The 25280-nt window shown below is 62.2% G+C and carries 26 protein-coding genes and 1 tRNA gene; 21 read left to right on the top strand and 6 right to left on the bottom strand.

What is annotated here, in order from left to right; genetic code table 11:
* The first annotated feature begins 71 nt into the window (after positions 1 to 71).
* On the top strand, positions 72 to 1043 hold the full coding sequence (locus BGO80_RS03150; protein WP_286719032.1) for an HD-GYP domain-containing protein: 972 nt from the start codon (positions 72 to 74) through the stop codon (positions 1041 to 1043).
* Positions 1044 to 1048: 5 nt separating this feature from the next.
* Here the strand turns inward: BGO80_RS03150 and pepT are convergent, their stop codons facing one another.
* The 3 genes from pepT to BGO80_RS03135 form a co-directional block, all read right to left on the bottom strand.
* On the bottom strand, positions 1049 to 2281 hold the full coding sequence (gene pepT / locus BGO80_RS03145) for a peptidase T (RefSeq protein WP_286719031.1): 1233 nt from the start codon (positions 2279 to 2281) through the stop codon (positions 1049 to 1051).
* A gap of 127 nt (positions 2282 to 2408) precedes the next feature.
* Positions 2409 to 3233 (bottom strand): metallophosphoesterase family protein, encoded by an 825-nt coding sequence (locus tag BGO80_RS03140; protein ID WP_286719029.1) that lies wholly within the window; start codon positions 3231 to 3233, stop codon positions 2409 to 2411.
* Positions 3230 to 4156: a diacylglycerol/lipid kinase family protein gene (locus tag BGO80_RS03135; protein WP_286719027.1), complete on the bottom strand. Its 927-nt coding sequence runs from the start codon at positions 4154 to 4156 to the stop codon at positions 3230 to 3232. Before BGO80_RS03135 ends, BGO80_RS03140 begins: the two co-directional genes overlap by 4 nt.
* A 210-nt stretch (positions 4157 to 4366) precedes the next feature.
* On the opposite strand from BGO80_RS03135, the gene BGO80_RS03130 reads away from it, so the two are divergent.
* The 10 genes from BGO80_RS03130 to BGO80_RS03085 all read left to right on the top strand — a co-directional run bounded on the left by BGO80_RS03130 (position 4367) and on the right by BGO80_RS03085 (position 11844).
* A complete protein-coding gene (locus BGO80_RS03130; RefSeq protein WP_286719026.1) occupies positions 4367 to 5014 on the top strand; it encodes a TetR/AcrR family transcriptional regulator in 648 nt (215 codons plus the stop codon).
* Between the two features lie 27 nt (positions 5015 to 5041).
* A complete protein-coding gene (gene ilvC, locus BGO80_RS03125; protein ID WP_126151356.1) occupies positions 5042 to 6064 on the top strand; it encodes a ketol-acid reductoisomerase in 1023 nt (340 codons plus the stop codon).
* Positions 6065 to 6180: 116 nt separating this feature from the next.
* A complete protein-coding gene (locus BGO80_RS03120) occupies positions 6181 to 6648 on the top strand; it encodes a GFA family protein (RefSeq protein ID WP_286719023.1) in 468 nt (155 codons plus the stop codon).
* Positions 6648 to 7145, top strand: a complete 498-nt coding sequence (locus BGO80_RS03115) for a heme-degrading domain-containing protein (protein WP_286719021.1) — start codon at positions 6648 to 6650, stop codon at positions 7143 to 7145. The genes BGO80_RS03120 and BGO80_RS03115 overlap by 1 nt, the downstream gene beginning before the upstream one ends.
* Positions 7142 to 8026, top strand: coding sequence for a PhzF family phenazine biosynthesis protein (locus BGO80_RS03110; protein ID WP_286719019.1), 885 nt, complete (start codon positions 7142 to 7144; stop codon positions 8024 to 8026). The genes BGO80_RS03115 and BGO80_RS03110 overlap by 4 nt, the downstream gene beginning before the upstream one ends.
* An 8-nt stretch (positions 8027 to 8034) precedes the next feature.
* Complete coding sequence (locus BGO80_RS03105) at positions 8035 to 8457, top strand: hypothetical protein (RefSeq protein WP_126151360.1); 423 nt, start codon at positions 8035 to 8037, stop codon at positions 8455 to 8457.
* 103 nt (positions 8458 to 8560) lie between these two features.
* A complete protein-coding gene (locus BGO80_RS03100; RefSeq protein WP_286719017.1) occupies positions 8561 to 8683 on the top strand; it encodes a hypothetical protein in 123 nt (40 codons plus the stop codon).
* Positions 8684 to 8798: 115 nt separating this feature from the next.
* Positions 8799 to 10361, top strand: a complete 1563-nt coding sequence (locus BGO80_RS03095; protein ID WP_126151361.1) for a 2-isopropylmalate synthase — start codon at positions 8799 to 8801, stop codon at positions 10359 to 10361.
* Positions 10362 to 10415: 54 nt separating this feature from the next.
* Positions 10416 to 10865 (top strand): GNAT family N-acetyltransferase, encoded by a 450-nt coding sequence (locus tag BGO80_RS03090; protein WP_286719015.1) that lies wholly within the window; start codon positions 10416 to 10418, stop codon positions 10863 to 10865.
* 31 nt (positions 10866 to 10896) lie between these two features.
* A complete protein-coding gene (locus tag BGO80_RS03085; protein WP_286719012.1) occupies positions 10897 to 11844 on the top strand; it encodes an endonuclease/exonuclease/phosphatase family protein in 948 nt (315 codons plus the stop codon).
* On the opposite strand, the gene BGO80_RS03080 is transcribed toward BGO80_RS03085, so the two are convergent.
* Positions 11829 to 12941, bottom strand: a complete 1113-nt coding sequence (locus tag BGO80_RS03080) for a pyridoxal phosphate-dependent aminotransferase (protein ID WP_286719010.1) — start codon at positions 12939 to 12941, stop codon at positions 11829 to 11831. The two genes, BGO80_RS03085 and BGO80_RS03080, sit on opposite strands and share 16 nt — an antisense overlap.
* 280 nt (positions 12942 to 13221) lie before the next feature.
* Between BGO80_RS03080 and BGO80_RS03075 the strand changes: the two genes are divergently transcribed.
* From BGO80_RS03075 to BGO80_RS03050, 6 genes are all read left to right on the top strand, one after another.
* On the top strand, positions 13222 to 13422 hold the full coding sequence (locus BGO80_RS03075) for a hypothetical protein (protein WP_126151365.1): 201 nt from the start codon (positions 13222 to 13224) through the stop codon (positions 13420 to 13422).
* Positions 13423 to 13579: 157 nt separating this feature from the next.
* Positions 13580 to 13655, top strand: a tRNA-Lys gene (locus BGO80_RS03070).
* Between the two features lie 49 nt (positions 13656 to 13704).
* On the top strand, positions 13705 to 14859 hold the full coding sequence (locus BGO80_RS03065; RefSeq protein ID WP_286719007.1) for a dioxygenase family protein: 1155 nt from the start codon (positions 13705 to 13707) through the stop codon (positions 14857 to 14859).
* A 179-nt stretch (positions 14860 to 15038) separates the two neighbouring features.
* Positions 15039 to 15734: a YjbE family putative metal transport protein gene (locus BGO80_RS03060; RefSeq protein ID WP_286719006.1), complete on the top strand. Its 696-nt coding sequence runs from the start codon at positions 15039 to 15041 to the stop codon at positions 15732 to 15734.
* Between the two features lie 111 nt (positions 15735 to 15845).
* A complete protein-coding gene (locus BGO80_RS03055) occupies positions 15846 to 17015 on the top strand; it encodes a lipid II:glycine glycyltransferase FemX (protein WP_286719005.1) in 1170 nt (389 codons plus the stop codon).
* Positions 17012 to 18343, top strand: coding sequence for a lipopolysaccharide biosynthesis protein (locus BGO80_RS03050; protein WP_286719004.1), 1332 nt, complete (start codon positions 17012 to 17014; stop codon positions 18341 to 18343). The genes BGO80_RS03055 and BGO80_RS03050 overlap by 4 nt, the downstream gene beginning before the upstream one ends.
* Before the next feature lie 166 nt (positions 18344 to 18509).
* Here the strand turns inward: BGO80_RS03050 and BGO80_RS03045 are convergent, their stop codons facing one another.
* Positions 18510 to 19112, bottom strand: coding sequence for a GNAT family N-acetyltransferase (locus tag BGO80_RS03045; protein WP_286719002.1), 603 nt, complete (start codon positions 19110 to 19112; stop codon positions 18510 to 18512).
* A gap of 155 nt (positions 19113 to 19267) precedes the next feature.
* On the opposite strand from BGO80_RS03045, the gene acs reads away from it, so the two are divergent.
* From acs to BGO80_RS03025, 4 genes are all read left to right on the top strand, one after another.
* Entirely contained in the window at positions 19268 to 21220 is a 1953-nt protein-coding gene (acs, locus tag BGO80_RS03040) for an acetate--CoA ligase (protein ID WP_126151370.1), read from the top strand.
* A 161-nt stretch (positions 21221 to 21381) separates the two neighbouring features.
* On the top strand, positions 21382 to 22521 hold the full coding sequence (locus tag BGO80_RS03035; RefSeq protein WP_286719000.1) for a glycoside hydrolase family 3 N-terminal domain-containing protein: 1140 nt from the start codon (positions 21382 to 21384) through the stop codon (positions 22519 to 22521).
* A gap of 114 nt (positions 22522 to 22635) precedes the next feature.
* On the top strand, positions 22636 to 23436 hold the full coding sequence (locus BGO80_RS03030; protein ID WP_286718998.1) for a UDP-2,3-diacylglucosamine diphosphatase: 801 nt from the start codon (positions 22636 to 22638) through the stop codon (positions 23434 to 23436).
* A gap of 94 nt (positions 23437 to 23530) precedes the next feature.
* The gene (locus tag BGO80_RS03025; RefSeq protein ID WP_286718996.1) at positions 23531 to 24730 is read left to right on the top strand and encodes an MFS transporter; all 1200 of its coding nucleotides are present in this window, start codon (positions 23531 to 23533) and stop codon (positions 24728 to 24730) included.
* Positions 24731 to 24821: 91 nt separating this feature from the next.
* On the opposite strand, the gene BGO80_RS03020 is transcribed toward BGO80_RS03025, so the two are convergent.
* A complete protein-coding gene (locus BGO80_RS03020) occupies positions 24822 to 25082 on the bottom strand; it encodes a hypothetical protein (RefSeq protein WP_126151374.1) in 261 nt (86 codons plus the stop codon).
* Positions 25083 to 25280: the final 198 nt, after the last annotated feature.

The following is a 25280-nucleotide window of genomic DNA, read 5'->3' as shown; positions in this document are numbered from 1 at the left end:
GCAAGGCGCGGTACGCTCAGCTTCTCGACGCAACCGACATACACTGGTTTGAATTCGGCCAAGACAGGCCGATGCAATTGGCCGATGCGGTGGCGGTGGTCGTCGACCTGCCAATGGCAACGGTTCCCGAGGCCAGGAAGGTGCGCGCTGCTCTTTCCGGGCTCAGGCCGGGCGTGCCGATGCTTTTCGTTGTCGATAAAGGTCAGCGCGCCGAAGTAGTGCATGCCGGCGCGATCGGCGCCAGCGCCATTGCCAACCGGCCGCTGGCCAAGCCCGATTTGACGAAGTTCCTCGATCAGGCGCGTAAGCGCCAGTCGCTGCGGCGCAGTGCCTCGGCGCAGAGCCGGCCAGCACAGCAAAGCGAGTCGGCTATCTCGATCCGCAGCGCGGCCGCCTCGCTCGATGGCCTGTTCAAGGCAGTTACGGCGGGCGATGCGCCCGATCATGTAAAAGTCTATGCCGCGTGTGACGAGGTGGCGACAGCGATCAGCCATGACGGGCTGGCACCATGGCTCGATACCGTGCGATCGCACCATCAAGGCACGATGCAGCACTGCATCATCGTCGCCGGGGTGCTTACCCGCTTTGCCCAAGCCGCCGGCATGAGCGAGGCCGATGTGCGGATGATGACCCGCGTGGGATTGCTGCACGATGTCGGCAAGGCCGTGATCCCGACGGCGTTGCTCGACAAGCCGGGCAAGCTGACCGACGAAGAATTTGCCGTCATCAAGACCCACCCCTATCAGGGCTTCAAGTTCCTGGCCAAGCATGGCGGTGTGCCGCAGGACACGCTGGCCGCAGTGGTGGGGCACCACGAATATCTCGATGGCAGTGGCTACCCCTACGCGCTGACTGCAAGAGCGATCGACGCGCAGGTGCGCATTGCCACGGTCTGCGACATCTATGGCGCGCTGGTGGAGCGCCGTGCCTACAAGGCCGAGATGCAGCCGGCGGCCGCCATCGCGATCCTTGAGGGCATGGTGGAGGCCGGCAAGCTCGAAGGCGCATTGGTGCGCCTTCTTGCCCGCGCGGTGCTTGGCTGATCGCCTCAGGCGCGCTCTTCCCAGATTTTTGCCAGTTCGACGACGGTTTTCACCGCCTTTTCCATATCCTGGCGGCTGATCCATTCCAGCGGAGAGTGGAAAGCATGGCCACCGGCAAAGATATTGGGGCAGGGCAGGCCCATGAAGGAGAGGCGCGAGCCATCGGTGCCGCCGCGGATCGAGCCGCGCAGTGGCTCCATGCCGGCCCGGCGGATGGCTTCCACGGCGTTGTCGACGATCTCGGGATGTTGGTCGAGCACCACTTTCATGTTGCGATATTGCTCCTTGCGAGTCGCCGTGAAGGAGGAGCCGGGAAAGGTTTCGAGCACCGACCGGGCGATGTCCTCGACCATCTTGTGCTTCTCGACCAACCCGGCTTCGGTGAAGTCGCGCACGATCAACTGGATGGTGGCGCTGTCCATGGAGCCGGAAATATCGACCGGGTGTACGAAGCCATCGCGGCCCTCCGTGCCTTCCGGTGACACATCGCGGGGCAGGCGGGCGACGATGGTCGAGGCAATCTTGATGGCATTTTCCATACGATCCTTGGCAAAGCCAGGATGCATGGCGACGCCGGTGATCTCGAGCGTCAGGGCGTCGGCGGAAAACGTCTCGTCCTCGATGGTGCCGGCGGTTTCGCCGTCTAGCGTATAGGCGAAGCGCGCGCCAAGCTTTTCGAGATCGACCTTGTCGACGCCCCGGCCGATTTCCTCATCGGTGGTGAAAAGCAGGCGGATCGTGCCATGCTTGATCGACTGGTCCTTGAGCAGGATTTCGGCGGCGGTGACGATTTCGGCGATGCCGGCCTTGTCGTCGGCACCCAGCAGCGTTGTGCCGTCGGTGGTGACGACCTCGTTGCCGATCTGGTTGTCGAGTTCGGGATGCTCGGCGACGCGAATAACGCGGCCGGAATTGCCTAGCGCGATGTCCCCGCCGGCATAGTTGCTGATGATCTTGGGGCGCACATCGGTGCCGGTGAAATCGGGCGCGGTGTCCATGTGCGAGCAGAAGCAGATCACTGGCACATCGGGCTTGTCGGTATTGGCCGGCACGGTGGCATAGACATAGCCATGCTCGTCCAGATGTGCGTCGCTGATCCCGATTGCAAGCAGTTCCTCAACCAGCAGGCGACCGAGGTTCTTTTGCTTTTCGGTCGAAGGCTGGCTCATCGAATTGGGGTCAGCCTGCGTATCGATGGCGACATAGCGCAGGAAGCGGTCGAGAACGGTATCGGTCATGAGAGGCAATCCGGAATAGGCATTTGGGTTGGGCAGAGGCTTAGGACGTTTTCGCCTTCCGGGAAAGCGCAGCAGGTGGCATTGCGGCGCAATACCACCCGATTGGCCCAGTGATTTCAGGGCCAGGCTAAACCGGTTCGGTTGCCCGATCGCGCGTCGTCCAGGCGCCATCGCGCCATTCGCGTACGGTCACCGTGATCTGATCGCCAATATCGATCAGGTTATAAGCATTGCCTTCCCCGCGCAGCCGCGTGGAGATGGCGGAAGCGGCCTGGGCGATGAGAATGGGGGCGCGGACGGACTTGCTGAGACCCATAGGTTCGCCTTCGCGCGCTTTCTCGTTGGATTCGTGTTTGCGCACATAGGACAGGTGGAAGTGCCCGGAGAGCACCAGGCGCACGCCAAGCCCGGCAAAGGTTTCGAGCGCGTCGTCGGCCCGCTTCACCCGCTTGGTTTTCTGCAACATCGGTTCGGTCGGGAACAGCAGGGGATGGTGAGCCACGATCACCCGCACCGCATTGGGGGAGGCCTGGGCGAAACGTTCGGCCAGGTCATCGAGCTGACCACGGGAGATGGAGCCATGGCCCCAGTTCCATTCCAGCCGCGCCCGGCGCGATGTGCGCATGCCGACCAGGGCGACTCCGCCCATTTCGAGGAAAGGCTCCAGATCGGGGGAGATATAGCGCTTATAAAGGCCGTAAGGGTTGAGGAAGCGCCGCAAAATGTTGACGGCCGGCACGTCGTGATTGCCGGGCACCGCGAAAACGGGGGCCGACAAAGTGTCGAGAAATTCGCGAGCCTGCTCGAATTCCTCCTTGGTCCCGATCTGGGTAAAGTCGCCGCTGGCGACGATCAGGTCCGGACGCTGCGCGTTGATGTCGTTCGAAAATCCGGCCGCCAGTTCGGGATCGTGGTGGCCGAAATGCAGGTCGGAAATATGCAGAATCTTCATGCGGCCTCCACGGCTTCGAGTGTTTCAGCCGGCACCACGACCGACAATGCCTTTGGCTTGATGGAGAAACGCAAAGGCGTTTGCAGCGTCTCGACCTCGCCGTCGAACATGACCTTGACCAGGTCCCGGCGTGTGTCGATGGTCACCGACTTGACGCTCTCCATGCTCAGCGCTTCGTCGTCGTGCCATCGTCCCAGCAGCATGCCGGTGACCAGCCGGAAAAAATCGCGGGCGTTCAGATGGCGCAGCACATAAAGGGTGAGTGTACCCCGGTCGAGGCTCTGGCGGGAAAAGAACCGCCCCATGCCCTCGTCATAGGCATTGCATGCAACGGCCATGGCCTGCACCCGGTCGATCCGCATTTCACCATTGTCCGGCTCGATGGCGACCGCCATGCGGCGCTGGCGAGCCAGGCGCCGAAAGAAGTAGCGCATGAAGCCGATCTTGGTCGCGAAGGTTTCTCGACCCCTTATATGTTCCCTGCCTGCGGCGAGACCCGGTAATAGACCGATCACCACCTTCTGCATGAAAATGCGGCCATTGACCTCGGCCACATCGATTTTCTGCACCGTGCCAGAGGCCAGGGCCGCCACCGCGCCGCTGAGGTCGAGGGGGAGGTGCAGATCCTTGGCGACGGCGTTGAACGTGCCGAGCGGCAAGATGGCGAGGTCCTTTTCGCTGTCGACCAAAACCCCGGCAATTGCAGTAATGGTCCCATCCCCACCCGCCGCGACAACGACGTCGGCAGGTCCTGCAGCTGCTTCGTGAATGCGATCCATCAGGGGGCGGCTGTCATTGTCGTCGATAACGGCCTCGAGGCCGTGACTGGCAAACAGCTCTGCGAGCATGCCTGCGGTGACACCCATCGCCCTGGCGGTCCCGGAGTTGGGGTTCAGAATGACATGATAGAGTCTGTCGGACATTGCGGCGCCTTCCATCGTGTGCAGGGCAAACGTGTTCGGAGCCAAGGCGTTGCCTCGCGAGAAAGGGTTTTGCGCGAAGAGCTGCGCAAATGATGCACCCACAGATTCCATAGGTGATGCGCGAAAGGGGCTTGCCTGGAACCGTACCGTACGGTACGCCTCTGCTCAACGACGGGGTTGAGCCTGTCGTGGACTATTGGAGTTTACGCCGTGGCCCTGGCGATCAAGGTCAGCGAAGAGACATTCACCCCCCGGCAGCAGGCTGTGCTGACCGCGGCGCTGGATCTGCTCGTGGAAAATGGCGATGGGTTGACCATGACCGCGGTCGCGCGCCGCGCCTCCTGCTCCAAGGAAACACTCTACAAGTGGTTCGGCGACCGCGATGGCTTGCTGACGGCGACGGTGCAGTGGCAGGCGGCCAAGGTGCGCATGCCTTATGTCGATCGCAGCCACCTCAACACCAAGGCGCTGCGCGCCAGCCTCGAGCAGTTCGCACGCGACTTGTTGACCACGCTGATCGGCGAAGTGTCGATCACGCTCAACCGCACCGCCATTACCCATGCCGCTCAGGAAAAGGACAGCCTGGGCAATATCGTGCTCGAAAACGGCCCCATGGCCGTTCGCCGCCGCCTCAAGCCGATCCTGGAAGCGGCTCGGGACGCACGCCTTTTGCGCTTTTCCTCCAGCGAGGAAGCTTATCGCACCTTTTTCGGCCTGGTCGTCCGTGACGTGCAGATCCGTCTGCTGCTCGGCGACAAGGGCCTCACCCAATCCAATGTCGAATCCAACATCGAAGCCGATGTGAAGATCGCTACGGACCAGTTTTTGGCGCTTTACGGCGCCAAGGCAAACACATAACAAGCCGCTTTCCGAGGGAGACTCCCAATGCGCGTCTATTACGATCGTGATGCCGATCTCAACATCATCAAGTCCAAGAAGGTGGCCATCATCGGCTACGGTTCGCAGGGCCACGCCCATGTGCTGAACCTGCGCGACAGCGGCGTGACCAATGTCGCCGTTGGCCTGCGTCCGGGTTCGCCGTCGGCCAAGAAGGCCGAGGGTGAAGGCCTCAAGGTCATGAGCGTTGCCGAGGCTTCCGCCTGGGCCGATGTCATCATGCTGCTGACCCCCGATGAGCTGCAGGCCGATATCTACAAGAAGGACATCGAGCCCAATATCCGTGACGGCGCTGCCCTGGCTTTTGCCCATGGCCTCAACGTCCACTTCAACCTGATCGAACCCAAGTCCACCGTCGACGTGATCATGATCGCGCCGAAGGGCCCGGGCCACACCGTGCGCGGCGAATATGCCCGTGGCGGCGGCGTGCCCTGCCTGATCGCCGTGCATCACGACGCATCTGGCAATGCCCATGACATCGCTCTGGCCTATGCTTCGGGCGTTGGCGGCGGCCGTTCGGGCATCATCGAAACCAATTTCCGCGAAGAATGCGAAACCGACCTGTTCGGCGAGCAGGTCGTGCTCTGCGGTGGCCTGGTCGAGCTGATCCGCGCCGGCTTCGAGACGCTTGTGGAAGCCGGCTACGCTCCGGAAATGGCCTATTTCGAGTGCCTGCACGAAGTGAAGCTGATCGTCGACCTGATCTATCAGGGCGGCATCGCCAACATGAACTACTCGATCTCGAACACGGCCGAGTGGGGCGAATATGTCACCGGTCCGCGCATCATCACCTCGGAAACCAAGGCCGAGATGAAGCGCGTTCTGCACGACATTCAGTCGGGTAAGTTCACCTCCGAGTGGATGCAGGAAATCAAGTCCGGCGGCGGTGCCCGCTTCAAGGCGACCCGTCGCCTGGCCGACGAGCATCCGATCGAGGATGTCGGCAACAAGCTGCGCGACATGATGCCGTGGATCAAGGCCGGCGCCCTGGTCGACAAAGCCAAGAACTAAAAGCACAAGAGCGGGGGCGAAAGCCCCCGTTTTTCTTTGGCCAGGGCGACGCTGTCGCGTCCCGCTTCAAATCACGCCGCAAACGCATTACAGCTTCTCCCTCGGGGGAGTGAACCATGACGTTGCCAGTGTTTCCGGTCGAAGGCGGCTGCCAATGTGGCGCAGCGCGATACCGTCTCAAGGCGTCGCCGCTCAGCGTCTACAATTGTCACTGCAAGGACTGCCAGCGCTTTTCCGGCGCGGCCTGGTCGATGTCGATGATCGTCCGCGATGAGGATTTCGAGCTGCTTTCGGGCGATATCGCGCGCTATGAGCGCCGCGCCGACAGCGGCAATGTCATCGGCATGAACTTTTGCGCTCATTGCCATGGCTGGATGTGGAACGACCCGCCGCTGCCCGGCATAAAGGTCGGCCGCGCCGGCACGCTCGACAACATGGATTGGGCGCGGCCGGTGGGCAATATCTGGACCGACAGCAAGGCCGCCTGGGTCGAAATCGATGCGGCCCTTGCCAATTTCCCGAAAGGCATTGTCGACCGCACGCCGCTGTTTGATGCCTGGACCCGTTCCCAGCAGGATCTTTGATGCAGAACCAAGACGATATCGCCCGCGTCAAGCGGCAGGAGCAGGCGCTGGTATTGCCCGCATTCGATGAAGATGTGGCCTTTGCGCTCGGCTCATCCATCCGCGCCCGAGCATCGGCGGAGGGGCTGTCGCTGGTTGTCGACATTCGTAGCTGGGACCGCCAGCTATTCTTCTCGGCCACCGCCGGCACCAGCGCGGACAATGCCGAATGGGTGCGCCGCAAGATTAATTCGGTACGCCGTTTCCACCGTGCCTCCTATCGGCTGGTGCTGGAGCGTGGCGAAGTGCCGTTTTCGCCGCAATCGGGCGCCGATCCCGCCGACTATGTCATCGCCGGTGGCGGCTTTCCCATTCGTGTGCCGGGCGCTGGCATCATCGGCGCGGTGACCATTTCCGGCCTGCCTGGCCGGCAGGACCATGCTGTGGTCGTCGAAGCGCTCTGCGATCATCTCGGTTTTGATCGCGCCGAATACGCCTTGCCGGAGGTCAGCGCATGAAACTTCCTTACCTCATCCTCGACGTCTTCACCCGCACGCCGCTCCAAGGCAATGGCCTTGCCGTCGTTCCCAAGGCGGACGGTCTGCTGGACGGCGAAATGCAGGCGATTGCCCGCGAGTTCAACCTCAGCGAGACGGTGTTTCTGTGCAAGCCGCAGAACGAGCGCAACACCGCCTCGGTGCGCATCTTCACGCCTTACGAGGAACTGCCCTTTGCGGGTCATCCAACGGTGGGCGCCGCCGTCGTGCTGGGGCTGCAAGGGAAAGCGTCGGCACTGCGCATCGAGGAAAAGGTTGGGCTGGTGACAGCGCTGTTCGAGCGGGTCGATCGGCGCACCGGCGACGCTCGCTTTGCGCTGCCCCGCCTGCCCGAGCGGATAGCCGATCTGTCCGATCACGCCGGAATCGCCAAGGCCCTGGGCCTTTCCCGCGACGACATCGGTTGTGGCACGTTCCAGCCGTCCGTCTTCTCGGCGGGGCTCACCTTTCACCTGGTGCCGGTGCGCGATGCCGAGGCGCTGCGGCGCATCAAACTCGATCGGTCGGAATGGAACACGGTGTTCCATCATGACCATCACTCGGCCTATGTGTTCACGCTCACTCCCGATGAAGTTGGCGTCGATCTCGCCGCGCGCATGTTCGGCATGGGGCTGGGCGAGGACCCGGGCACCGGCTCTGCCGCTGCGGCGCTGATCGGACTTTTGGCCGAGCATGAGCAGGGGGACGGGCAGTTCGACCGCATGCTGCGCCAAGGCGTCGAGATGGGGCGGCCCTGCCAGATCAGCCTGCAATTCCGTAAGCAGAATGGGCAGATCAACCACGGTGCGATTGGTGGACAGGCTGTCGTTCTGGCCGAGGGCGTTCTGGATTTGGGGCAATAGGGGACAACATGGAATTCGCCAATATTTTGCTATGGTTGCACATCGTCGGCTTTGTCGCCGGGGGCGCGACGGCCGTAACCATGCCGCTGCTTGAACGGCAGCTGGCGCAGGCAGCGGTCGATCGCCGGGGCGAGCTGTTTGCTCTTGGCAACAAGATGATCCAACTCGGCAAGGTGGCCATGGGCCTATTGCTGATCAGTGGGCCGCTGATGTGGTGGCTGAAATGGGGATTGGTGGTTCCCAATCACTGGTTCTTCGCCAAGATGGGGCTGATCGTCGTGATGCTGGTCTGCATCGTCATGAGCGGATTGGCGTTCAAGAAAATGCAGGCTGGAGACATGAGTGTGGCGGGTCGTTCCGCAGTGCTGGGCCTGATCACCCTGGTTGCCGGGGCAGGGGTGTTGCTCACGGCGGTGCTAGCCTTCAACTGATAGCGACGCGCGCGGGCGAACGCATTTTGACGGTTTGGTCTTGCATCCGCGCGCGGAGTGACGCATTCTCTAAACAATAGACAGCCTATTCGAGCGTAGTCCTATGCAGCGCCGTCGCGCCAAAGCCATTGCCATCGCACAACAGCAGGTCATGATGACCAAGCTGGCGATTGCTGCTGGCCTGTTGCTGCTTCCCGCGCTCCTCCTCCTTCTTATCAGCCCCTGATCACCGGCAGCTCGATGTAACGAGCGGGTCGTCAGGGGATTGCGCCACAACCGAACAGTAAAAATTGTCCGGTCCAGCGAGCCATTGCCTCGGGGCCGATAGGAAAGAGCCTGAAATGTCTGCTTCTGCGTCCAATTCCAATAAAGAACGCGTCTTCATTTTCGACACCACCCTGCGCGATGGCGAGCAGTCGCCCGGCGCCACCATGACGCTGGAAGAAAAGCTGCAGGTTGCAGACGCGCTGGACGAAATGGGCGTCGATATTATCGAAGCCGGTTTCCCGATTGCTTCGGTGGGTGACTTCGAGGCCGTGGTCGCCGTCGCCAAGCATGTCAAGCGCGCCCGCGTCGCTGGCCTGGCTCGTGCCATCAGCGCCGATATCGATCGCGCCGGCGAAGCCGTGCGTCACGCCCAGCAGGGCCGCATCCACACCTTTGTCTCCACCTCGCCGATCCATCTGGCCCACCAGATGAAGAAGACCGAGGACGAGGTCATCGAGATCATCGCCCGCACGGTAGCTCAGGCGCGCAATTTGATCGACGATGTCGAATGGTCGGCCATGGACGCCACCCGCACGCCCATCGAGTTTCTCAAGCGCTGCGTCGAGACGGCCATCAAGGCCGGCGCCACTACCATCAACCTGCCCGATACAGTCGGCTATGCGGTGCCCGAAGAGCATTTCCGCATGTTCAAGACCATCATCGAAAGCGTGCCGGGCGCCGACAAGGCGATCTTCTCGGTGCACTGTCATGACGATCTGGGCATGGCCGTCGCCAATTCGCTGGCCGGTGTGGCTGGCGGTGCGCGGCAGATCGAATGCACGATCAATGGCTTGGGCGAACGCGCCGGCAATGCGGCGCTGGAGGAAGTCGTGATGGCGCTGCGCACCCGCGGCGATGCCATGCCCTTCTACACCGATGTCGAGACGACGCATCTGTCGCGTGCCAGCAAGATCGTGTCGGCCGCGTCGAATTTCCCGGTGCAGTACAACAAGGCGATCGTTGGCAAGAATGCCTTCGCGCATGAAAGCGGCATCCACCAGGACGGCATGCTGAAGAATGCCGAGACCTACGAAATCATGACCCCGGCCAGCGTCGGCATCAAGGAAACGACCCTGGTCATGGGCAAGCATTCCGGCCGCGCCGCCTTCAAGGACAAGCTGAAGGAACTGGGCTACGAGCTGGGCGACAATGCCTTCCAGGAAGCGTTCGTACGCTTCAAGGATCTGGCCGACCGCAAGAAGCATGTCTATGACGCCGATATCATCGCCCTGGTCGATGACGAGGTCGGCTCGGTTGGTGATCGCATCCGTCTGGTGGATATGGAAGTGGTCTCCAAGACCGGTGGCGTGCACAAGTGCAATCTGGTGGTAACCATCGATGGTGAGGAAACTGCAGTGTCCTATGAGGGCACCGGTTCGGTCGACGCCATCTTCAACGCCATCAAGGAAGCCTCCGGGCAGGACCCGCATCTGGTGCTCTATGCCGTCGATGGCGTGACCGGCGGCACCGACGCGCAGGCTTCCGCCCACGTCCGGCTCGAAATGAACGGCCGCATCGCCTCTGGCAATGCCGCCGAGCCAGACACGCTGGTGGCCTCCGCCCGCGCCTATCTCAACGCGCTCAATCGCGTGATGATCGAGCGCGGTGCCGCGGCCCAAGGCGCTCTGGCCGGCTAAGCGCACAAATATGCCCCGTGCCCCGACCCGCGCGGACGGGGCAGGGAGGCATGGATGACCTACGAGCTAATTGCCGTTACCGATCCCAGCGACTGGGCGGATTTTCATCACATCCGCCGCGTTGAGCTGTTCGAAGCCAAAGGGCGGTTCGGCGTCTACGATGACAAGCACCCGGACGATACGGCCGCCTTCGCCCATCCCTTTCTGCTCAAGCAGGATGGGCGGGCGCTCGGCACGACGCGTCTGGATGTGTTCGGAGATGGGCGGGCCGCCATCAGACTGGTGGCCATAACTGCTGCCGAGCAGCGCAAAGGCCATGGCCGGGTACTAGAGGCCATGGTGTCATCCGAAGCCGAACGCCTGGGCGTCCACGTGCTCCTCGTCAACGCCGCCGACGAGGCGGTGGGCTTTTATGAGAAAACCGGCTGGACCCGCTTCGACTGGGACCCGGCCGAGCTGGTCGGGATAGCCGCGACTTGCGTGCAAATGCGGAAGCTGCTCTAGAAATCCGGGTCGAGGCGCCGGAGACTGGTTCATGCTGAGCAAGGCTGAGTTTCGCGGTGTGCTGCTGGCAATAGCCGGTTTCGTGTCGTTGCTGTTGCTCATCATCTCCTGGTCGCCGGGTCTTCCCGGCGAATTGCTGCTGCAAAGCCTGCGCTTTCATATTCTTGCCGCCGGTATCGTCGCGCTGGTGGCGCTGGTCGCCTTTGGCGCGCGCTGGCGTGGTCTTCTCTATGGCCTGGTGCTGCTGGTCGGAGCCGCCCATGCCGGCTACGTCGTCTGGCAGCTCTATGCCTGGCGCACGCCGATGGCCGGGCAGCCGGTGGCGCAGTTCCAGCTTATGAGTTCCAACACGCTCACCGGCAATCGCAGCGCCGAGCAATTGGTGCAGGCGGTGCTGGCCTATCCGCCTGATATCGTGGTGTTCGAGGAAACCCCGGGGATCGAGCAATATCTCGATCAGCTCGGCACAGCGTTCCCCCATCGCCTGGGCTGCGACCGTTCGGCCAGCTGCGACATCTCCCTGTTATCGCGCCTGCCCATTGCCGATGGTGGCGTGCTGCTCCTGCCGCCGTTCAATCGTGAACGGCTGGTCTGGGCGCGGGTCGAGGTTGATGGCCAGCCGGTGACCATTGTCGGCGCTCACCTGTCAAAGCCCTATTTCGATGAGGCTTCCTGGGAGGAGCTCTTCAATATTGGCCGCTTCATCATGGGCCTCGAGGGGCCGGTGGTGCTTGCAGGTGATTTCAATGCGGCGGCGTGGTCGGAGCCGCTGGCCATGCTGGTCGATCGCCTGCAGCTATCGCCCGGGCCGTCCATGCCCGCCACATGGCCGGTGCGCGCCGGCATGCTCGGCGTTCCCATCGACAACATGTTCACGCGGGGTCAGGCACGTATCCTCGACATCGCATCCGGGGCCGATAGTCACGGCTCCAACCATCGGCCGCTGATTGCTACGATCGGGCTCTACACAGCGCCCTGAGCGTCCTGAAGGGCCTGCGGCAGTGCCTCGGCCAGAATCTGCATTTCCGCTTCCGGCCCGACACTGATGCGGATGCAGCGGTCATGTGGCGCCACCATGGGCTTGCGCACGAACACGCCCCTATTGGCCAGCGCCTTGAGCACGGCCATGGCGAAGGCGCCATCACGCCCGCAGTCCACGGCAACGAAATTGGTGGCAGATGGCAGGGGAGTCAGGCCCGAGGCGATGGCGATTTCGCCGATTCGGTCTCGCGCAGCCGCTACCTTCAGTTGCACCTGGCGCAGATAATCGTCGTCGGCCAAGGCGGCGAGTGCCGCGACCTGGGCCTGACGATTGACGCCAAAATGATTGCGCACACGGTCGAAGGCGCGAATTATCCGCCGGTCGCCGAAGGCATAGCCGCAGCGTATCCCGGCGAGCCCATAGGCCTTCGAAAAGGTGCGCAGTCGCAGCACATTGGCCTTCTGGGTGTTGATTTCAGGCAGGCCATCCGCCGGCGCCAGTTCGCCATAGGCCTCGTCCAGCAGAATCAGGCAGTCCTCGGGCACCGCGGCGATGAAGGCCTCGATCTCAGCCACAGGCCAGTACGAGCCCATGGGGTTATCTGGGTTGGCGACATAGACCATTTTTGCGCCGACTCGGCCCGCTGCTGCTGCCAGCGCCATGAGGTCCTCATGCTCGCCGCGATAGGGCACCAGCTCCAATACCCCGCCATGGCCGACAATGTGATAGTTGAGCGTGGGATAGGCGCCGAGCGAAGTGACGACCTTGTCCCCCGGCGCGATGAACATGCGCACGATGAGGCCCATCAGCCCGTCGATGCCCTCGCCGATGGTCACCTCGTCGCTGCTGATGCCGAGCCGCTCTGCCAATGCGGTCCGCAGCACGTGATTCTCCGGGTCGGGATAGCGCCAGATCTGCGGGGCGGCATCGGCCATGGCAGCGAGCACGCGCGGGCTGGGACCAAATCCGGATTCGTTGGCACCGATTCTGGCCCGGACCGGTATGCCTGTCTGGCGCTCTATAGCCTCTGGACCGACGAAGGGCACGGTTTCGGGCAGGGCGTCGACGATGTCGGTAAAGCGCGGAAGGGGCACGGGCGGGCAGTCCTGTTGTCGATTCCTGATCATCTTAACGTCTCGGACGCCGATGGATATGCCGAGAGAGGGGCGACAGAGAAAGTTCTCAACAGCCACAACTGTGTCCAAGGCAGCGCAAAGGGCCGGGCAACGGGTGTTTTTGGCTGCCGCATTTCGGTCGCGGGATTTAGGTCGAATGCAATCTTTCTCAGCAGGAATTCGGGAACTATGCGGGTTCAGGTTGGCCCTGCGTCACCCGACGCTTGATTCCCCAGAGCGACTTTCCGAGGAGATGTCGATGCTTCCCACTTATGTGCTTGCCCGAGATCACCTGCAGCGGGCGGCAACAATCCTGCAGGGCGAAGATCAGCGGTCACAGCAATTGCGCCACATCATCGAGCGCACCATCAGCCTTATGGAAGAACTCCGTCCGACCCCGGCGCGGCCGGTCGATACCAATGTGCTCGATCTCGAGACATTTCGTCAGCTTCGCCGCTGATTTCATGGGCCTGGCTGACCCAAGCCAGGCCATGCCATTCTGGCGCCTGCGAAATCGGCGCTGAAAGAATATGTCGGCAAAGTGAGATTGGGTACTTTACAGCCCAGAATCCCTTTGTTAGATAGGCGCCACTTTGGTGACGGACTTCACAGAAGCCGGGTGCATAGCTCAGATGGTAGAGCAGCTGACTCTTAATCAGCGGGTCCAAGGTTCGAGCCCTTGTGCACCCACCAAAGCCTTCCAATTGCATAGATAGTACGCGGCCTCCCGACGCAGAGCGGGGTGGTTGCCGGTGCGCAGAAGCGCATATCAAAAATTTTCCGGACGTGTTGGAACCATAGTCGCAACGCGCCGTTGTATATGTATCGCGACGCAGTTGAAAAACAGCGAAACGATAAAAGAGCCCCGAAGGCGAAAGCCTCCGGGGCTTTTTCGTGGCGCGCATCGCGCTCGAAGATTGCGGAAGTTTCACGCGGCGGAAAAACACCCGTCATGTTCGATGGCCTATCGCTGTTGGCATCGAAAGCCCGCGACAAGGACAGCTTGATGCCGCACGACCATCTACACCATGCTCATGACCTCGGATTTGCCCATGACATCAGGACGATGCTGGGGCGCCGCCGGTTTCTTGCCCTCGTTGCGGGCGTCGGGGCCGTCGCCGTTGCCGGTGGTCCGGCCGCGGCCCTCGAATGCGTGGCCTTGCCATGGGAAACGGCCGGTCCTTATCCAGCGGATGGCAGCAATGCCAAAGCGGGGCAGGTGGTAAACGCCCTGACGCAAGAGGGCGTGATCCGAGAAGACCTTCGGCCTTCCTTTGGTGCGCTCACCAAGACCGCCGATGGGGTGCGGCTGGACCTTGAGCTGACACTGGTCAATGCCGATGGCTGCACGCCCTTGTCGGGCCACGCCATCTATATCTGGCACTGCGATGCCACCGGCAATTATTCGCTCTATGATATTACCGATGCCAACTTCCTGCGCGGCGTGGGTATTGCCGACGCCGAGGGACGGGTGCGCTTCACCACCATTTTCCCCGGTTGCTATGACGGACGCTGGCCTCATATCCATTTCGAAGTCTTCGAGAGCGTCGAAAAGGCGATCAGCGGAGAGGCGTCCTTATTGACCGCCCAGATCGCGATGCCGGAAAGCGATTGCGCCAACGTTTATGCCGCCGATGAGCGCTATGCCAATGGCACGACCAATCTGGGCCGCATTACCCTGGCCTCGGACAATGTCTTCGGCGACAATTCCGCCGATGAGATCGTGCAGCAGACTGCTGAACTGGCCGGCGCCCCCAATAGTGGCTATCTCGGCAAAGTCGCCATTCCGATCGACCTCAATGCGGACCGCAGCAGCGCGCAGCCAATGGGTGGCCCGGGCATGCCTCCGGAAGGATTCGACCTCAACGGCGCCCCGCCGCCGCGCCCGGGGAGCTGAGGTTTGATCAGGGCGCCGCGCCTCCTGGGCCGCCAATCTGTCGCCACCCTGTCGCCGAAGGCGGGGTGGGCGCAGATTCCGGCTCATTTTGCTCACTTTTGGGGCGCGACCCCTTGTCGCCGTGGCATTTGAGGCGTAGCTGCTCTCCCGCCTCGTAGCTGCATTTTCCAGGACCCACCATGTTCGGCATCGATCCGAGTTTCTTCAGTTCGCTGTTGCAGGTCATTCTGATCGATCTGGTGCTGGCGGGGGACAATGCCGTGGTGATCGGTCTCGCCGCGGCGGGCCTGGCGCCCGATCTGCGCCGCAAGGCCATTCTCATCGGCATCCTCGCGGCCACGGTGCTGCGAATCTGTTTTGCGCTGATCACCACCCAGCTGCTTTCGCTCGGCGGTGGCCTGCTCATCGCCGGCGGCGTCTTGCTGCTCTGGGTCTGCTGGAAGATGTATCGCGAGCTGACCATCCCCGCCGAGGATGAGCACGAGGCCACCGAAGCGCTCGCCAATGCCGATCTCAATGCCGATGGCTCGGTGGCCGGCAAGGCCCCGCGCAAGACGCTGCGTCAGGCCGTTATCCAGATCATCATCGCCGACGTCTCGATGTCGCTGGACAATGTGCTGGCTGTTGCCGGCGCCGCGCAGCACCATTTCGAAGCGCTGATCTTCGGCCTGGCGCTGTCCGTGGTGATGATGGGCGTTGCCGCCACCTTTATCGCCCGCCTCTTGCATCGCTTCCGCTGGATCGCCTGGATCGGCCTCCTGATCATCCTGTTCGTGGCCGTTCGCATGACGCTCGAAGGGTTGGGCGGCTTCATCACCATCCCGGAAATTCCCTTCCTCTATACGCCGCATGTGGCTGCTGCCGCTGCCCATTAGCCTTTGGTAACCAAGGCCGCAGGTTTGTGGCATTTGCGGCCGGGCGATAGGGATTTGCTCATCTTGGCGGTCTAGCGTTCCGAGCATTCGCTATGCTGGAAACTAGACCCCATGTCGGCAATCGCTGGATTGGTTCACCAACCCACTCTCGCCCCGCCGGGACAGGCGGCCGCAGCTCTGCCGCTGCTGATGCGACGCGTCGATGGTCCGCAATGGGATCTGGTCGTTGCCGGTTTCGACGCCGTTTGCCAGGAGCAGCTCTACGCCTTCGCGGCGCGGCGTTGGCCGGGTACGGCGCCCGAGCCCATACTCTTTGAACATCTGGGACGGCTCGTCGGGGGCGTCCTCATCCTCATCCAGCCCTTGCCGCTGGGCCTGGGCAAGATCGCCGTGGCCAAATGGGCTCCGATGCTCGCGGATACGCGCGTGCCCAACGCGGCGGCTATCCATGCCGGCATGATTGAGGCGCTGATTGCTGAATATGGCGACCGGCGCGGCATGATGCTGTCCATCCTGCCGCGCGCATCCACGGCGCCGATCAACGACGAATATGTGGCCCTGCGCAAGCGCGGCTTCCATCGCGGCGCCACGCTGCTGTTTCCCAACCGTTATCTGGTGTCTTTGCGTCAGTCCGACGACGACCAGCGCAAGAGCCTTTTGCAGGCCTGGCGGCGGCAGCTGAACAAGGCGGAGAAATCCGGCCTCAGCTTCGAACACGCGCAGCCGCAAGCCATTGAGGATTTCAAGCACCTCTACGCCGCGATGACGGAGCGCAAGCAGTTCCCGGATCATTCGGCCTATGAGACGCTCGATGGGTTGATGGCGCTGGAAGAGCCGCTGCGGCCCGAATTGTTTTTCGTACGCCACGCGGGCAAGCTGGTGGCCGGGGCGCTGGTGTTCAAGGCCGGCGACCGCGCCGTCTATCTTTACGGCGCCACCACCGACGATGCCCTGCCGCTGCGTGCCGGCTATTTCCTGCATTGGCACATCATCCGCTGGCTGCGCGACAATACGCGCGCCGATTGGTACGACCTTGGTGGCACCGACGGCTTCCAGGGGCTGCATCAGTTCAAGAAGGGCATGGTGGGCACGGCCGGAGTGATCCGCCCGGTGCCACCGGTGGCCAATTATGCCTCGCGTCCGCTGCCCTATCTGCTCGGCGCTGCCGCATTTGCAGCGCGCGATTTCGTGCATCATCTGCGTCGCAGGCTTGATGCCTTCAATCCCAACAAGGCGCGGCCCGACCAACCGCCCCACGTGACCGAAGACTATCTCAAATGAGTCTGGCGCGGCGGCTTGCTTCCCAATCCTCGGTGATTTTCGGAGCCCGCCTGTTCGGGGCTGGCCTGATCTTCCTCGTCCAGGCATTCATTGCCCGGGTTTGGGGCGCCGATATCCTGGGCGAATACCTCATCGTCGTGGCCTCGGTGAACCTGATCGCGGTGGTAATGCCGCTGGGCTTTCACACGGTCGGCACCTATTTCGCCGCCGAATACCGCGCGCGGGGTGACCGGCGGCAACTGACCGCCTTTCTCGTGCGCAGCTATGGGCATGTCGTGGGCATGCTGCTGCTGGTCTTGTTCGCGGGGCTGCCGCTGCTGGGCGCGCTGGGGCAGGGGCAGAGTGTGGTGGCCCAGCATTTCGTGCCGGTCATGCTTTTGGCCTTTGGTACTGCCATGGTCTATGTCAACGGCGCCGTGCTGGTGGGGCTGAAGCGCCCGTTCGCCGGCTTCTTTGCCGATACGCTGTTCCGCCCCATGATCGTGTTGGCGTCTTTCGCCCTGGCCATGGCCGTGCTCGACCCCGTCGCCGGCTTTGGGCAGTTCTTGTGGCTCATCGGCATCGGCTATGCGCTGATCTCGCTGGTGCAATTCGTCTTCGTCATCACCGGCATCCAGCGTGTGGAGAATACGGCTCCCATGCGCGCCATCGACACCAGCCGCTGGTGGCGGTTCGCGGCGCCCTGGGTGCTGATTTCATTGGCCTCGGACTTCTTCTTCGACATCGACCTGTTGCTGCTCGCCCATAGCCTGTCGCGGGAAGAGCTGGCGATCTTTGGCGTCTGCACCCGCATCTTCTCGCTTGTCTCCTTTGGCGTGGGAGCGGTCTATGCGGTTACCCTGCCGGACATGTTCGAGAGCGAGGCCAAATCTGACCGGGCGGCGTTCCATCGCAAGATCGGCGAAGCCAATGCGGTGGCCAGCGTCATCTCGCTGGTACTGTTCACCATCGTGCTCATCGGCGCGCCCTTTGCCCTTATGATGTTCGGCCCGAGCTTTGCCGCGGGCGCCATGCCTTTGGCCATCCTGTGCCTGGCACTGGTCGTGCGTGCGGTGATGGGACCGGCCTCGATGGTTCTGTCGATCTATGACCGTCCCTGGGCCAGCCTGCCGGCCGTGGCGCTGGGTATTGCCACCGTGGTGGTGGGCAACTGGCTGCTGGTGCCGGTCATGGGTCTGATGGGCGCTTCGCTGGCGGCGCTGATTGCCATCACGGTGTGGTCGCTCGGCCTGTGGCTCACCGCCCAGCAGATGGCCGGCGTGGACGTGTCTATCCTGCAATGGTTCCGCACCCGCCACGCAGCGCGGGTGCCGGCCAGCGGCGTCTAGAGCGTTTCACGTTCTGGGCGATGCGGCTTCATCGCCCCCTCCCCCTTGAGGGGAGGGCCGGGGAGGGGGTCGTTTAGCGATCCACTGATGGACCCCCTCCCTCAATCCCTCCCCTCAAGGGGGAGGGAGGCGAAAGAGCCAAGAGTCCACCTCAAGTTGAAATGATTTAGCGGATCAAGGCCAGCTGCAGCTTGCGCCTGAGCTTGTTGGCCAGCCCGCCGCTGGTGCCATGGTCGTAGCCGGTGCTGACCTTGTTGAGTTTGCGCTCGTAGAGCAGGTAGTCCTCGCCGAAAATGTGCTGTTCGAGCGTCGCGACATGGGCATAGCCCAGGCGCGTCATGATGGCGGCGGCGGCCTCGTTGCCCGTTTTGGTATAGGTGGCGATCTTGTGGAAGCGCCCGTTGTCCCAGTGGTTGATGAAGGCGCGCATACCCGAAATCCCCAGCGTCGACCGCCGGTGCTCTGGGAACAGATAGCTCCAGTAGAGCCAGAGCGTGCCCAGTTCCGGGCCGCTGATCATGAATCCGGCCATGGCCTCGTCGCGCAGGATCACCAGCGCATGGAACGGATCGGCATCGATGAGGCCGGCCAGGTAGTCCTTTGTCAGCCGAGCCGACTCATAGGCCTTGAACACATCGGAATAGAAGGGCGAGGTGTTGATCGCCTCGTGCAGCCGCGTGTGCAACTGCGGGATGTCCCGATAGGTGGCGGCACGATAGATGCGTGCCTTGCCGGTCGGGGCTGGGGAAATCTCTGCAGTTTCGGTCATCGAGGCCTCCGATTAACCCAAGTGTAGCCTCTGCGGGTTAATGGCCCCTGTCCAAGTGTCTGGCGCAAATACTCATTAAGTCGCACGCTACGGGACTTGCCGCCTATCGAGGCGGTCATTAGAACGGTTCTCGGGAGAGACAAGGGAGGAAGACGATGAGCGACCAGCTCGTGTTCCAGCCAAGTGCGGCTGCCGTCGCACGCACCCACACGACAGCCGAAGACTATGCGGCACAGTATCAGCGTTCGATCTCCGATCCGGATGGGTTCTGGGCGGAGCAGGCGAAGCGTCTGGATTGGGTGACGTTCCCCACCAAGATCAAGAACACCACGTTCGAGTACCCGAACGTCTCGATCAAGTGGTTTGAAGACGGCGTGCTCAACGTGGCCGCCAATTGCATCGATCGGCATCTGCTCGAGCATGGCGACGATATCGCCATCATCTGGGAGCCGGATAATCCGAATGACAAGGCCGAGTACATCTCGTACCGGACCCTGCACGAGAAAGTCTGCCGCTGCGCCAATGTGCTGAAGTCGCTGGGCGTCAAGAAGGGCGACCGCGTCACCATCTACCTGCCGATGATCCCGCAGGCGGCCTATGCCATGCTGGCCTGCGCCCGCATCGGCGCGGTTCACTCGGTGGTTTTCGGCGGCTTCTCCCCCGACTCGCTGGCCGGCCGCATCAATGATTGCGACAGCGCCGTGGTGATCACCGCGGATGAAGGCCGTCGCGGTGGCAAGACCGTGCCGCTCAAGGCCAATGTCGACAAGGCGCTGGAAGACTGCCCCGGCGTCTCCAAGGTGCTTGTTGTCCACAATACCGGCGCCGATGTACCGATGAAGGGCAGCCGCGACGTCTGGTGGCATGAGGCTGCCGCCGGTGTGGAGCCGTTCAACGACCCCGAGCCGATGAATGCGGAAGATCCGTTGTTCATCCTCTACACCTCCGGCTCAACCGGCAAGCCCAAGGGCGTGCTGCACACGACGGGGGGCTATCTCACTTATACCTCGCTGACGCACGAACTCAGCTTCGACTACAAGCGCGGCGAGGTGTTCTGGTGCACGGCGGACGTGGGCTGGATCACCGGTCACAGCTACATCGTCTACGGACCGCTGGCCAATGGCGCGACCACGGTGATGTTCGAGGGCATTCCCTCCTGGCCCGATGCCAGCCGCTTTTGGCAGGTGGTCGAACGCCACAAGGTCAATATCTTCCACACCGCGCCGACCGCCATTCGCTCGCTGATGGGCGCCGGCCCCGAATTCGTGGAAAAGCACGACATGCCGTCGCTCCGTCTGCTGGGCACAGTGGGCGAGCCGATCAACCCGGAAGCCTGGCTCTGGTACTATAACAAGGTCGGCAAGGGCCGCTGCGAAGTGGTCGATGCCTGGTGGCAGACCGAAACCGGCGGTCACATGATCGCGCCGTTCCCCGGCGCCATTCCGACCAAGCCCGGTTCGGCCACCAAGCCGTTCTTCGGCATCAAGCCAGCGGTGTTGTCGCCGGAAGGCAAGCTGCAGGAGCAGACCAAGGCCGAGGGCGTTCTGGTCATCGAGGATAGCTGGCCCAGCCAGGCGCGCACCATCTGGGGCGACCATGGCCGGTTCGTCTCGACCTATTTCGAGACCTATAAGGGCAATTACTTTACCGGTGACGGCTGCCGCCGCGACGAGGACGGTTACTACTGGATCACCGGCCGCGTCGACGACGTGCTCAACGTTTCGGGGCACCGTCTCGGCACCGCCGAAGTGGAGAGCGCCCTGGTGGCGCATCCCAAGGTCTCCGAGGCCGCAGTTGTCGGCTTCCCGCACGACATCAAGGGGCAGGGCATCTATTGCTATGTCACGCTGATGGCCGGGGAAAGCTATGACGACGCCTTGCGCGGGGAATTGCGCAACTGGGTGCGCAAGGAAATCGGTCCCATCGCCTCGCCGGATTTCATCCAGTGGGCACCGGGCCTGCCCAAGACGCGTTCGGGCAAGATCATGCGCCGCATTCTGCGCAAGGTGGCCGAGAACGATTTTGGCGCCCTGGGTGACACCTCGACCCTGGCCGATCCGGCCGTAGTCGACGATCTGATCGCCAATCGGCAGAATCGTCCCGCCTGATGGTGCGGAACACATGAAAAAAACGGGCGGTGGCTGAAAAGCTGCCGCCCGTTCAGTTTGATGGCGGACCGTTCGGAAGGTTGAAATCCGCGGTGACCGGCCATCTGACCATCATTATGGCTGCCGTAGTGCAGCCCGCATCCCCCATATGGGGGGAATCATTGTCTCGCCTTGATTTGCCGGTCATGGTGCGGGCCACGATTTATTGCGGAACTTTTGCCTTGCTGCGCATCCTTGCCCTGACTGGCCTTCTGGCCCTTTCCTCTCCCGCCATGGCCGCCACGCTCGAAGAGATGGCCGGCCAGATGATCGTCGTCGGCTTCGAGGGCAGCAGTGCTACCGATCCAAGCGTCGAGGCCATGGCCAAGGAAATCGCCGAGGGCAGGCTGGGCGGCGTCATGTATCTGAAAAAGAACGTCAAAAGTCTTGGCGCCGTGCGGGCCATGAACGAAGCGTTCCGCGCCGCATCGCCTGAGCTCCCGCCCTTCATCACCCTCGATCAGGAAGGTGGCGCGGTCGAACGTCTGACCAAGGATGTCGGCTTCCGCGAAATCCCCAATGCCGCAACCATCGCCAGAAACAATCGACCTGATGAGGCCGAGGCGATCTATGCCCAGATGGCGTCCGGCATCGCCGACCTTGGCTTCACCGTCAATTTCGGGCCGGTCGCCGATCTCAACACCAATCCCAACAATCTTGTGATCGCCAAATATGGCCGGGCTTTTTCCGACGATCCGCAAACCGTGATCGCCTATGACGAGGCCTTCATCACAGCCCACCATGCCGCTGGACTGATCACCGCGCTCAAGCATTTCCCCGGTCATGGTTCGTCCACCGCCGACAGCCATGAAGGCTTTGTCGATATCACCAAGACCTGGCAGGCCGACGAACTCGAGCCCTATCGCGTGCTGATCTCGGAAAAGCTGGCCGACATGGTGATGGTCGGCCACCTCTATCACGCCGACTATGCCAATGGTGACGGTGAAACCCCGTCCTCATTGTCGTCGCGCTGGATCGATGGCGTGCTGCGCACCGATCTGGGCTTCGATGGCGTCGTGATCAGCGACGATCTGGAAATGGGCGCCATTCGCGAGCATTTTACGCTCGAGGAAACCGTGACCAAGGCGGTGCGCGCTGGCATGGACATTCTGCTTTTCTCCAATACCGCCAAGTATCGCCCCGGCCTTTCGGGTGAAATCCTCGCCATCCTCCTGGCTGAAGCCGAGGCAGACCCGGCCTTTGCCGCCCGCATTGAAGAGAGCTACAACCGCATCGTGGCGCTGAAACAGCGGATCGAGTAAGCCGCTTTGTCGCGCAGGCATCGCCATTTTCCCCGGCCTTTCGCTGGCCCGAGTGTTTTCTCTGCCATCGCGGGGCGTTAAGGTGCCGTCCGGTCAGCAGAGGGCGAATGCAGAATGGCGGAAGATCGTGGGGTCCGGCGGGTTCGGGCGCTCTTCATTTCCGACGTGCATCTGGGGATGAAGCCCATCCGCGTTGGGCAACTCATCGAGTTCCTGCGCGCCCACGATGCCGACACCATCTATCTGGTCGGCGATATTCTCGACGGCTGGCGGCTGGCCAAGGCCTGGCACTGGCCGGTCGAGTACAATGTCCTGGTGCAGTTGCTGCTCGACAAGGCCAATGCCGGGACGCGCATCGTCTATCTGCCGGGCAATCACGACGAGTTCCTGCGCGAATATCTCGGCACCTATTTCGGCGAGATCGAGATCATCGATCGCACCATTCACACCTCGGCCACGGGCCGTACCTATCTGGTCATCCACGGCGACCAGTTCGACGTGGTGGTGATGAATGCCAAGTGGCTCGCTCATGTCGGTGACTGGGCCTACAACGCCGCTTTGCGCGTCAATATCGCCATCAACTGGGTGCGTCGCCGCCTTGGCCTGCAATATTGGTCGCTCAGCGCCTGGGCCAAGCAGAAGGTCAAGAATGCCGTTTCCGTCATCGGCCGCTTTGAGGAAGCGCTGGTGCACGAGGCCAAGGAATCCGGTGTCGACGGTGTGATCTGCGGCCACATCCATTTCGCCGATATCCACGACCGGCTGGGCATTGAATATATCAATACCGGCGACTGGGTGGAGAGCTGCACGGCCATTGTCGAAACCCGTGACGGTGTCTTCGAGCTGATCAAATGGACCGAAATGGTCACTGGCGAATCGCGCCGCTTTCGGACGCGCAAAGGCGCCGAGCAGTAAGCTGGAATTGGCCGGAGATTTGTCCTTGCCTTTGCCGCACTTCCGAGTCACCTAGCGTGCCGGGCGCGTTTCGTGCGCCCGGAGTTCTTTTTCCATGCCATCGCTCCTCTCGCGCTTGGATAGCCCCGAGCTGCGCGCATCCATTTATCAGTTCACCGTCTACATTCCCGGCGGTGTGGCCTCGGTCTTTCTGGGCATCTGGCTCAGCGAACATGGCATTCCCGCCGACCAGATCGGCATCATCAATGCGCTGCCGACCTTTTGTCTCTTGTTGCTCAACATCCTTGTGGGGCGCATTGCGGATAAGGCCGACGATTGGCGCACGGCGCTGATCTATATTTCCCTGGCCTCGGCCCTGGCGCCGCTGCCGCTCTATTTCGTCTCGGAATTCTGGGGCATCCTGCTGATCTGGGCGCTGTGTGCGACCACCAATGGCCTCGTCGCCCCGGTCATCGACGCCGCGACCGTGCGAATGACGCGCCGGAACGGCAGCGACTTCGGCACCATCCGCGCCTGGGCCACGGTGGGCTATGTGTTCGCCGCGGGCGGATTGGGCCTCTTGCTCAACATGCTGGGCTCGGCTGCCTTCGTCACTCTTTACGTTGCGACAGTGTTTGTGCGCGCCGGCCTCGCCTATCTCTTGCCGCGTTTCCGGGCCCCGGCGCCCAAGGTGACACTGGCGAGCGTGGCGCCGGAAAAGGCGATACCCGCCAGCCGCTTGCGCGATTCACTGCAACTGTGGTTCGTGCTGCCGCTGCTCGCCTTCGCACTGGTCAATTCCAGCAATGCCATTATCGGCAGCTTTGGCGCGCTGCTTTGGCACGAAAACGGCATTTCCAGCTATTATCTGGGGCCGCTGCTCGGCATTGCCGCGGTGGGCGAGGCTATCCTCATGTTCGCCTGGCGGCGCTTCGGGGGGCGGGTGACGGCGCGTAACATGATCCTGGCAGCGGCTATCGCCGGGCTGGTGCGCTTCACCATCATGGCCTTCAATCCGCCGGTGGAAGTGCTGTTCTTCACCCAGCTGCTGCACGCCTTCAGCTTCGGCATGGGCTATTTCGGGGTGGTGCATTTCATCGCCAACTGGACCAATGAGGCCAATGCCGCCGAGGCCCAGGGCTTTGCCAATATGCTCAATATGGGCGCCGCCATGGCCGCCCTGATCGGCTTCGGCTTCCTGGTCGAGCTCTTCGGCTCGCACGCCTTCTTCTATTCCACTGTCACCTCTCTCCTCGCCATCGGCTGCGTGCTGCTATCGTTGAAGCTGAGGCCGCCAAAGGCACTGGTGGGGTAGGCGGGCGCATCACGCAGCTCCCTTTTGTGATTGCTGCTGCCCGCCCAAATAGTGAAAGGCCGTCCCGCGGATCTGCCGGGACGGTATTCACTTAACGGCCCATGATCACAGGCCGCAGGGAATCGGGCTGGAAGAACTGCATGTTCACCGAGCCGTCGGGCTGACGCACAAAGGCGCGGATCAGACCCGACCAGCTTTCGACCGCGTCGGCCTCAATGCCCTTTTCGTGCAGCGCACTGATCACGCGATCCCGGTCGAACTGGGATTTGAATTCGGCGGCCTGCGCCGTCGCAGCCAGACCCGACAGGCCCACCAACGCGGCCATCCCAACAATGATAATCCGTTTCATCATTTTTCGCTCCTTAGAGTTGGCGCGCATCGTCGGGTTGGTCTGTCCTGGGGCAAGACTCTGGTTCCCGGTGATGCGCAGTGTCCTCTTGAGCGTCGACGGTGGAGGTTGCGCGGAGGTTTTGTTGAGGTTTGGTCCAGCTAGATCATTTCAAACTGAAGAGGACTCTGGGCGCTTTCGCCTCCCTCCCCCTTGAGGGGA

Source organism: Devosia sp. 63-57, assembly GCF_001899045.1.
Lineage (GTDB): Bacteria > Pseudomonadota > Alphaproteobacteria > Rhizobiales > Devosiaceae > Devosia > Devosia equisanguinis.
Note: the sequence above shows the minus strand (reverse complement) of the source record. Positions and strands in the feature narration are given on the sequence as shown.

What these genes read in the sequence shown, in the direction of transcription:
- acs (WP_126151370.1), top strand. Translation starts at nt 19,268, where the DNA reads ATGAGCGACCAGCTCGTGTTCCAGCCAAGTGCGGCTGCCGTCGCACGC.
- BGO80_RS03100 (WP_286719017.1), top strand. Translation starts at nt 8,561, where the DNA reads ATGCAGCGCCGTCGCGCCAAAGCCATTGCCATCGCACAACAGCAGGTC.
- BGO80_RS03085 (WP_286719012.1), top strand. Translation starts at nt 10,897, where the DNA reads ATGCTGAGCAAGGCTGAGTTTCGCGGTGTGCTGCTGGCAATAGCCGGT.
- BGO80_RS03120 (WP_286719023.1), top strand. Translation starts at nt 6,181, where the DNA reads ATGACGTTGCCAGTGTTTCCGGTCGAAGGCGGCTGCCAATGTGGCGCA.
- ilvC (WP_126151356.1), top strand. Translation starts at nt 5,042, where the DNA reads ATGCGCGTCTATTACGATCGTGATGCCGATCTCAACATCATCAAGTCC.
- BGO80_RS03150 (WP_286719032.1), top strand. Translation starts at nt 72, where the DNA reads ATGCAATTGGCCGATGCGGTGGCGGTGGTCGTCGACCTGCCAATGGCA.
- BGO80_RS03115 (WP_286719021.1), top strand. Translation starts at nt 6,648, where the DNA reads ATGCAGAACCAAGACGATATCGCCCGCGTCAAGCGGCAGGAGCAGGCG.
- BGO80_RS03140 (WP_286719029.1), bottom strand. Translation starts at nt 3,233, where the DNA reads ATGAAGATTCTGCATATTTCCGACCTGCATTTCGGCCACCACGATCCC.
- BGO80_RS03095 (WP_126151361.1), top strand. Translation starts at nt 8,799, where the DNA reads ATGTCTGCTTCTGCGTCCAATTCCAATAAAGAACGCGTCTTCATTTTC.
- BGO80_RS03030 (WP_286718998.1), top strand. Translation starts at nt 22,636, where the DNA reads ATGGCGGAAGATCGTGGGGTCCGGCGGGTTCGGGCGCTCTTCATTTCC.
- BGO80_RS03025 (WP_286718996.1), top strand. Translation starts at nt 23,531, where the DNA reads ATGCCATCGCTCCTCTCGCGCTTGGATAGCCCCGAGCTGCGCGCATCC.
- pepT (WP_286719031.1), bottom strand. Translation starts at nt 2,281, where the DNA reads ATGACCGATACCGTTCTCGACCGCTTCCTGCGCTATGTCGCCATCGAT.
- BGO80_RS03105 (WP_126151360.1), top strand. Translation starts at nt 8,035, where the DNA reads ATGGAATTCGCCAATATTTTGCTATGGTTGCACATCGTCGGCTTTGTC.
- BGO80_RS03050 (WP_286719004.1), top strand. Translation starts at nt 17,012, where the DNA reads ATGAGTCTGGCGCGGCGGCTTGCTTCCCAATCCTCGGTGATTTTCGGA.
- BGO80_RS03110 (WP_286719019.1), top strand. Translation starts at nt 7,142, where the DNA reads ATGAAACTTCCTTACCTCATCCTCGACGTCTTCACCCGCACGCCGCTC.
- BGO80_RS03020 (WP_126151374.1), bottom strand. Translation starts at nt 25,082, where the DNA reads ATGATGAAACGGATTATCATTGTTGGGATGGCCGCGTTGGTGGGCCTG.
- BGO80_RS03090 (WP_286719015.1), top strand. Translation starts at nt 10,416, where the DNA reads ATGACCTACGAGCTAATTGCCGTTACCGATCCCAGCGACTGGGCGGAT.
- BGO80_RS03135 (WP_286719027.1), bottom strand. Translation starts at nt 4,156, where the DNA reads ATGTCCGACAGACTCTATCATGTCATTCTGAACCCCAACTCCGGGACC.
- BGO80_RS03060 (WP_286719006.1), top strand. Translation starts at nt 15,039, where the DNA reads ATGTTCGGCATCGATCCGAGTTTCTTCAGTTCGCTGTTGCAGGTCATT.
- BGO80_RS03075 (WP_126151365.1), top strand. Translation starts at nt 13,222, where the DNA reads ATGCTTCCCACTTATGTGCTTGCCCGAGATCACCTGCAGCGGGCGGCA.
- BGO80_RS03045 (WP_286719002.1), bottom strand. Translation starts at nt 19,112, where the DNA reads ATGACCGAAACTGCAGAGATTTCCCCAGCCCCGACCGGCAAGGCACGC.
- BGO80_RS03055 (WP_286719005.1), top strand. Translation starts at nt 15,846, where the DNA reads ATGTCGGCAATCGCTGGATTGGTTCACCAACCCACTCTCGCCCCGCCG.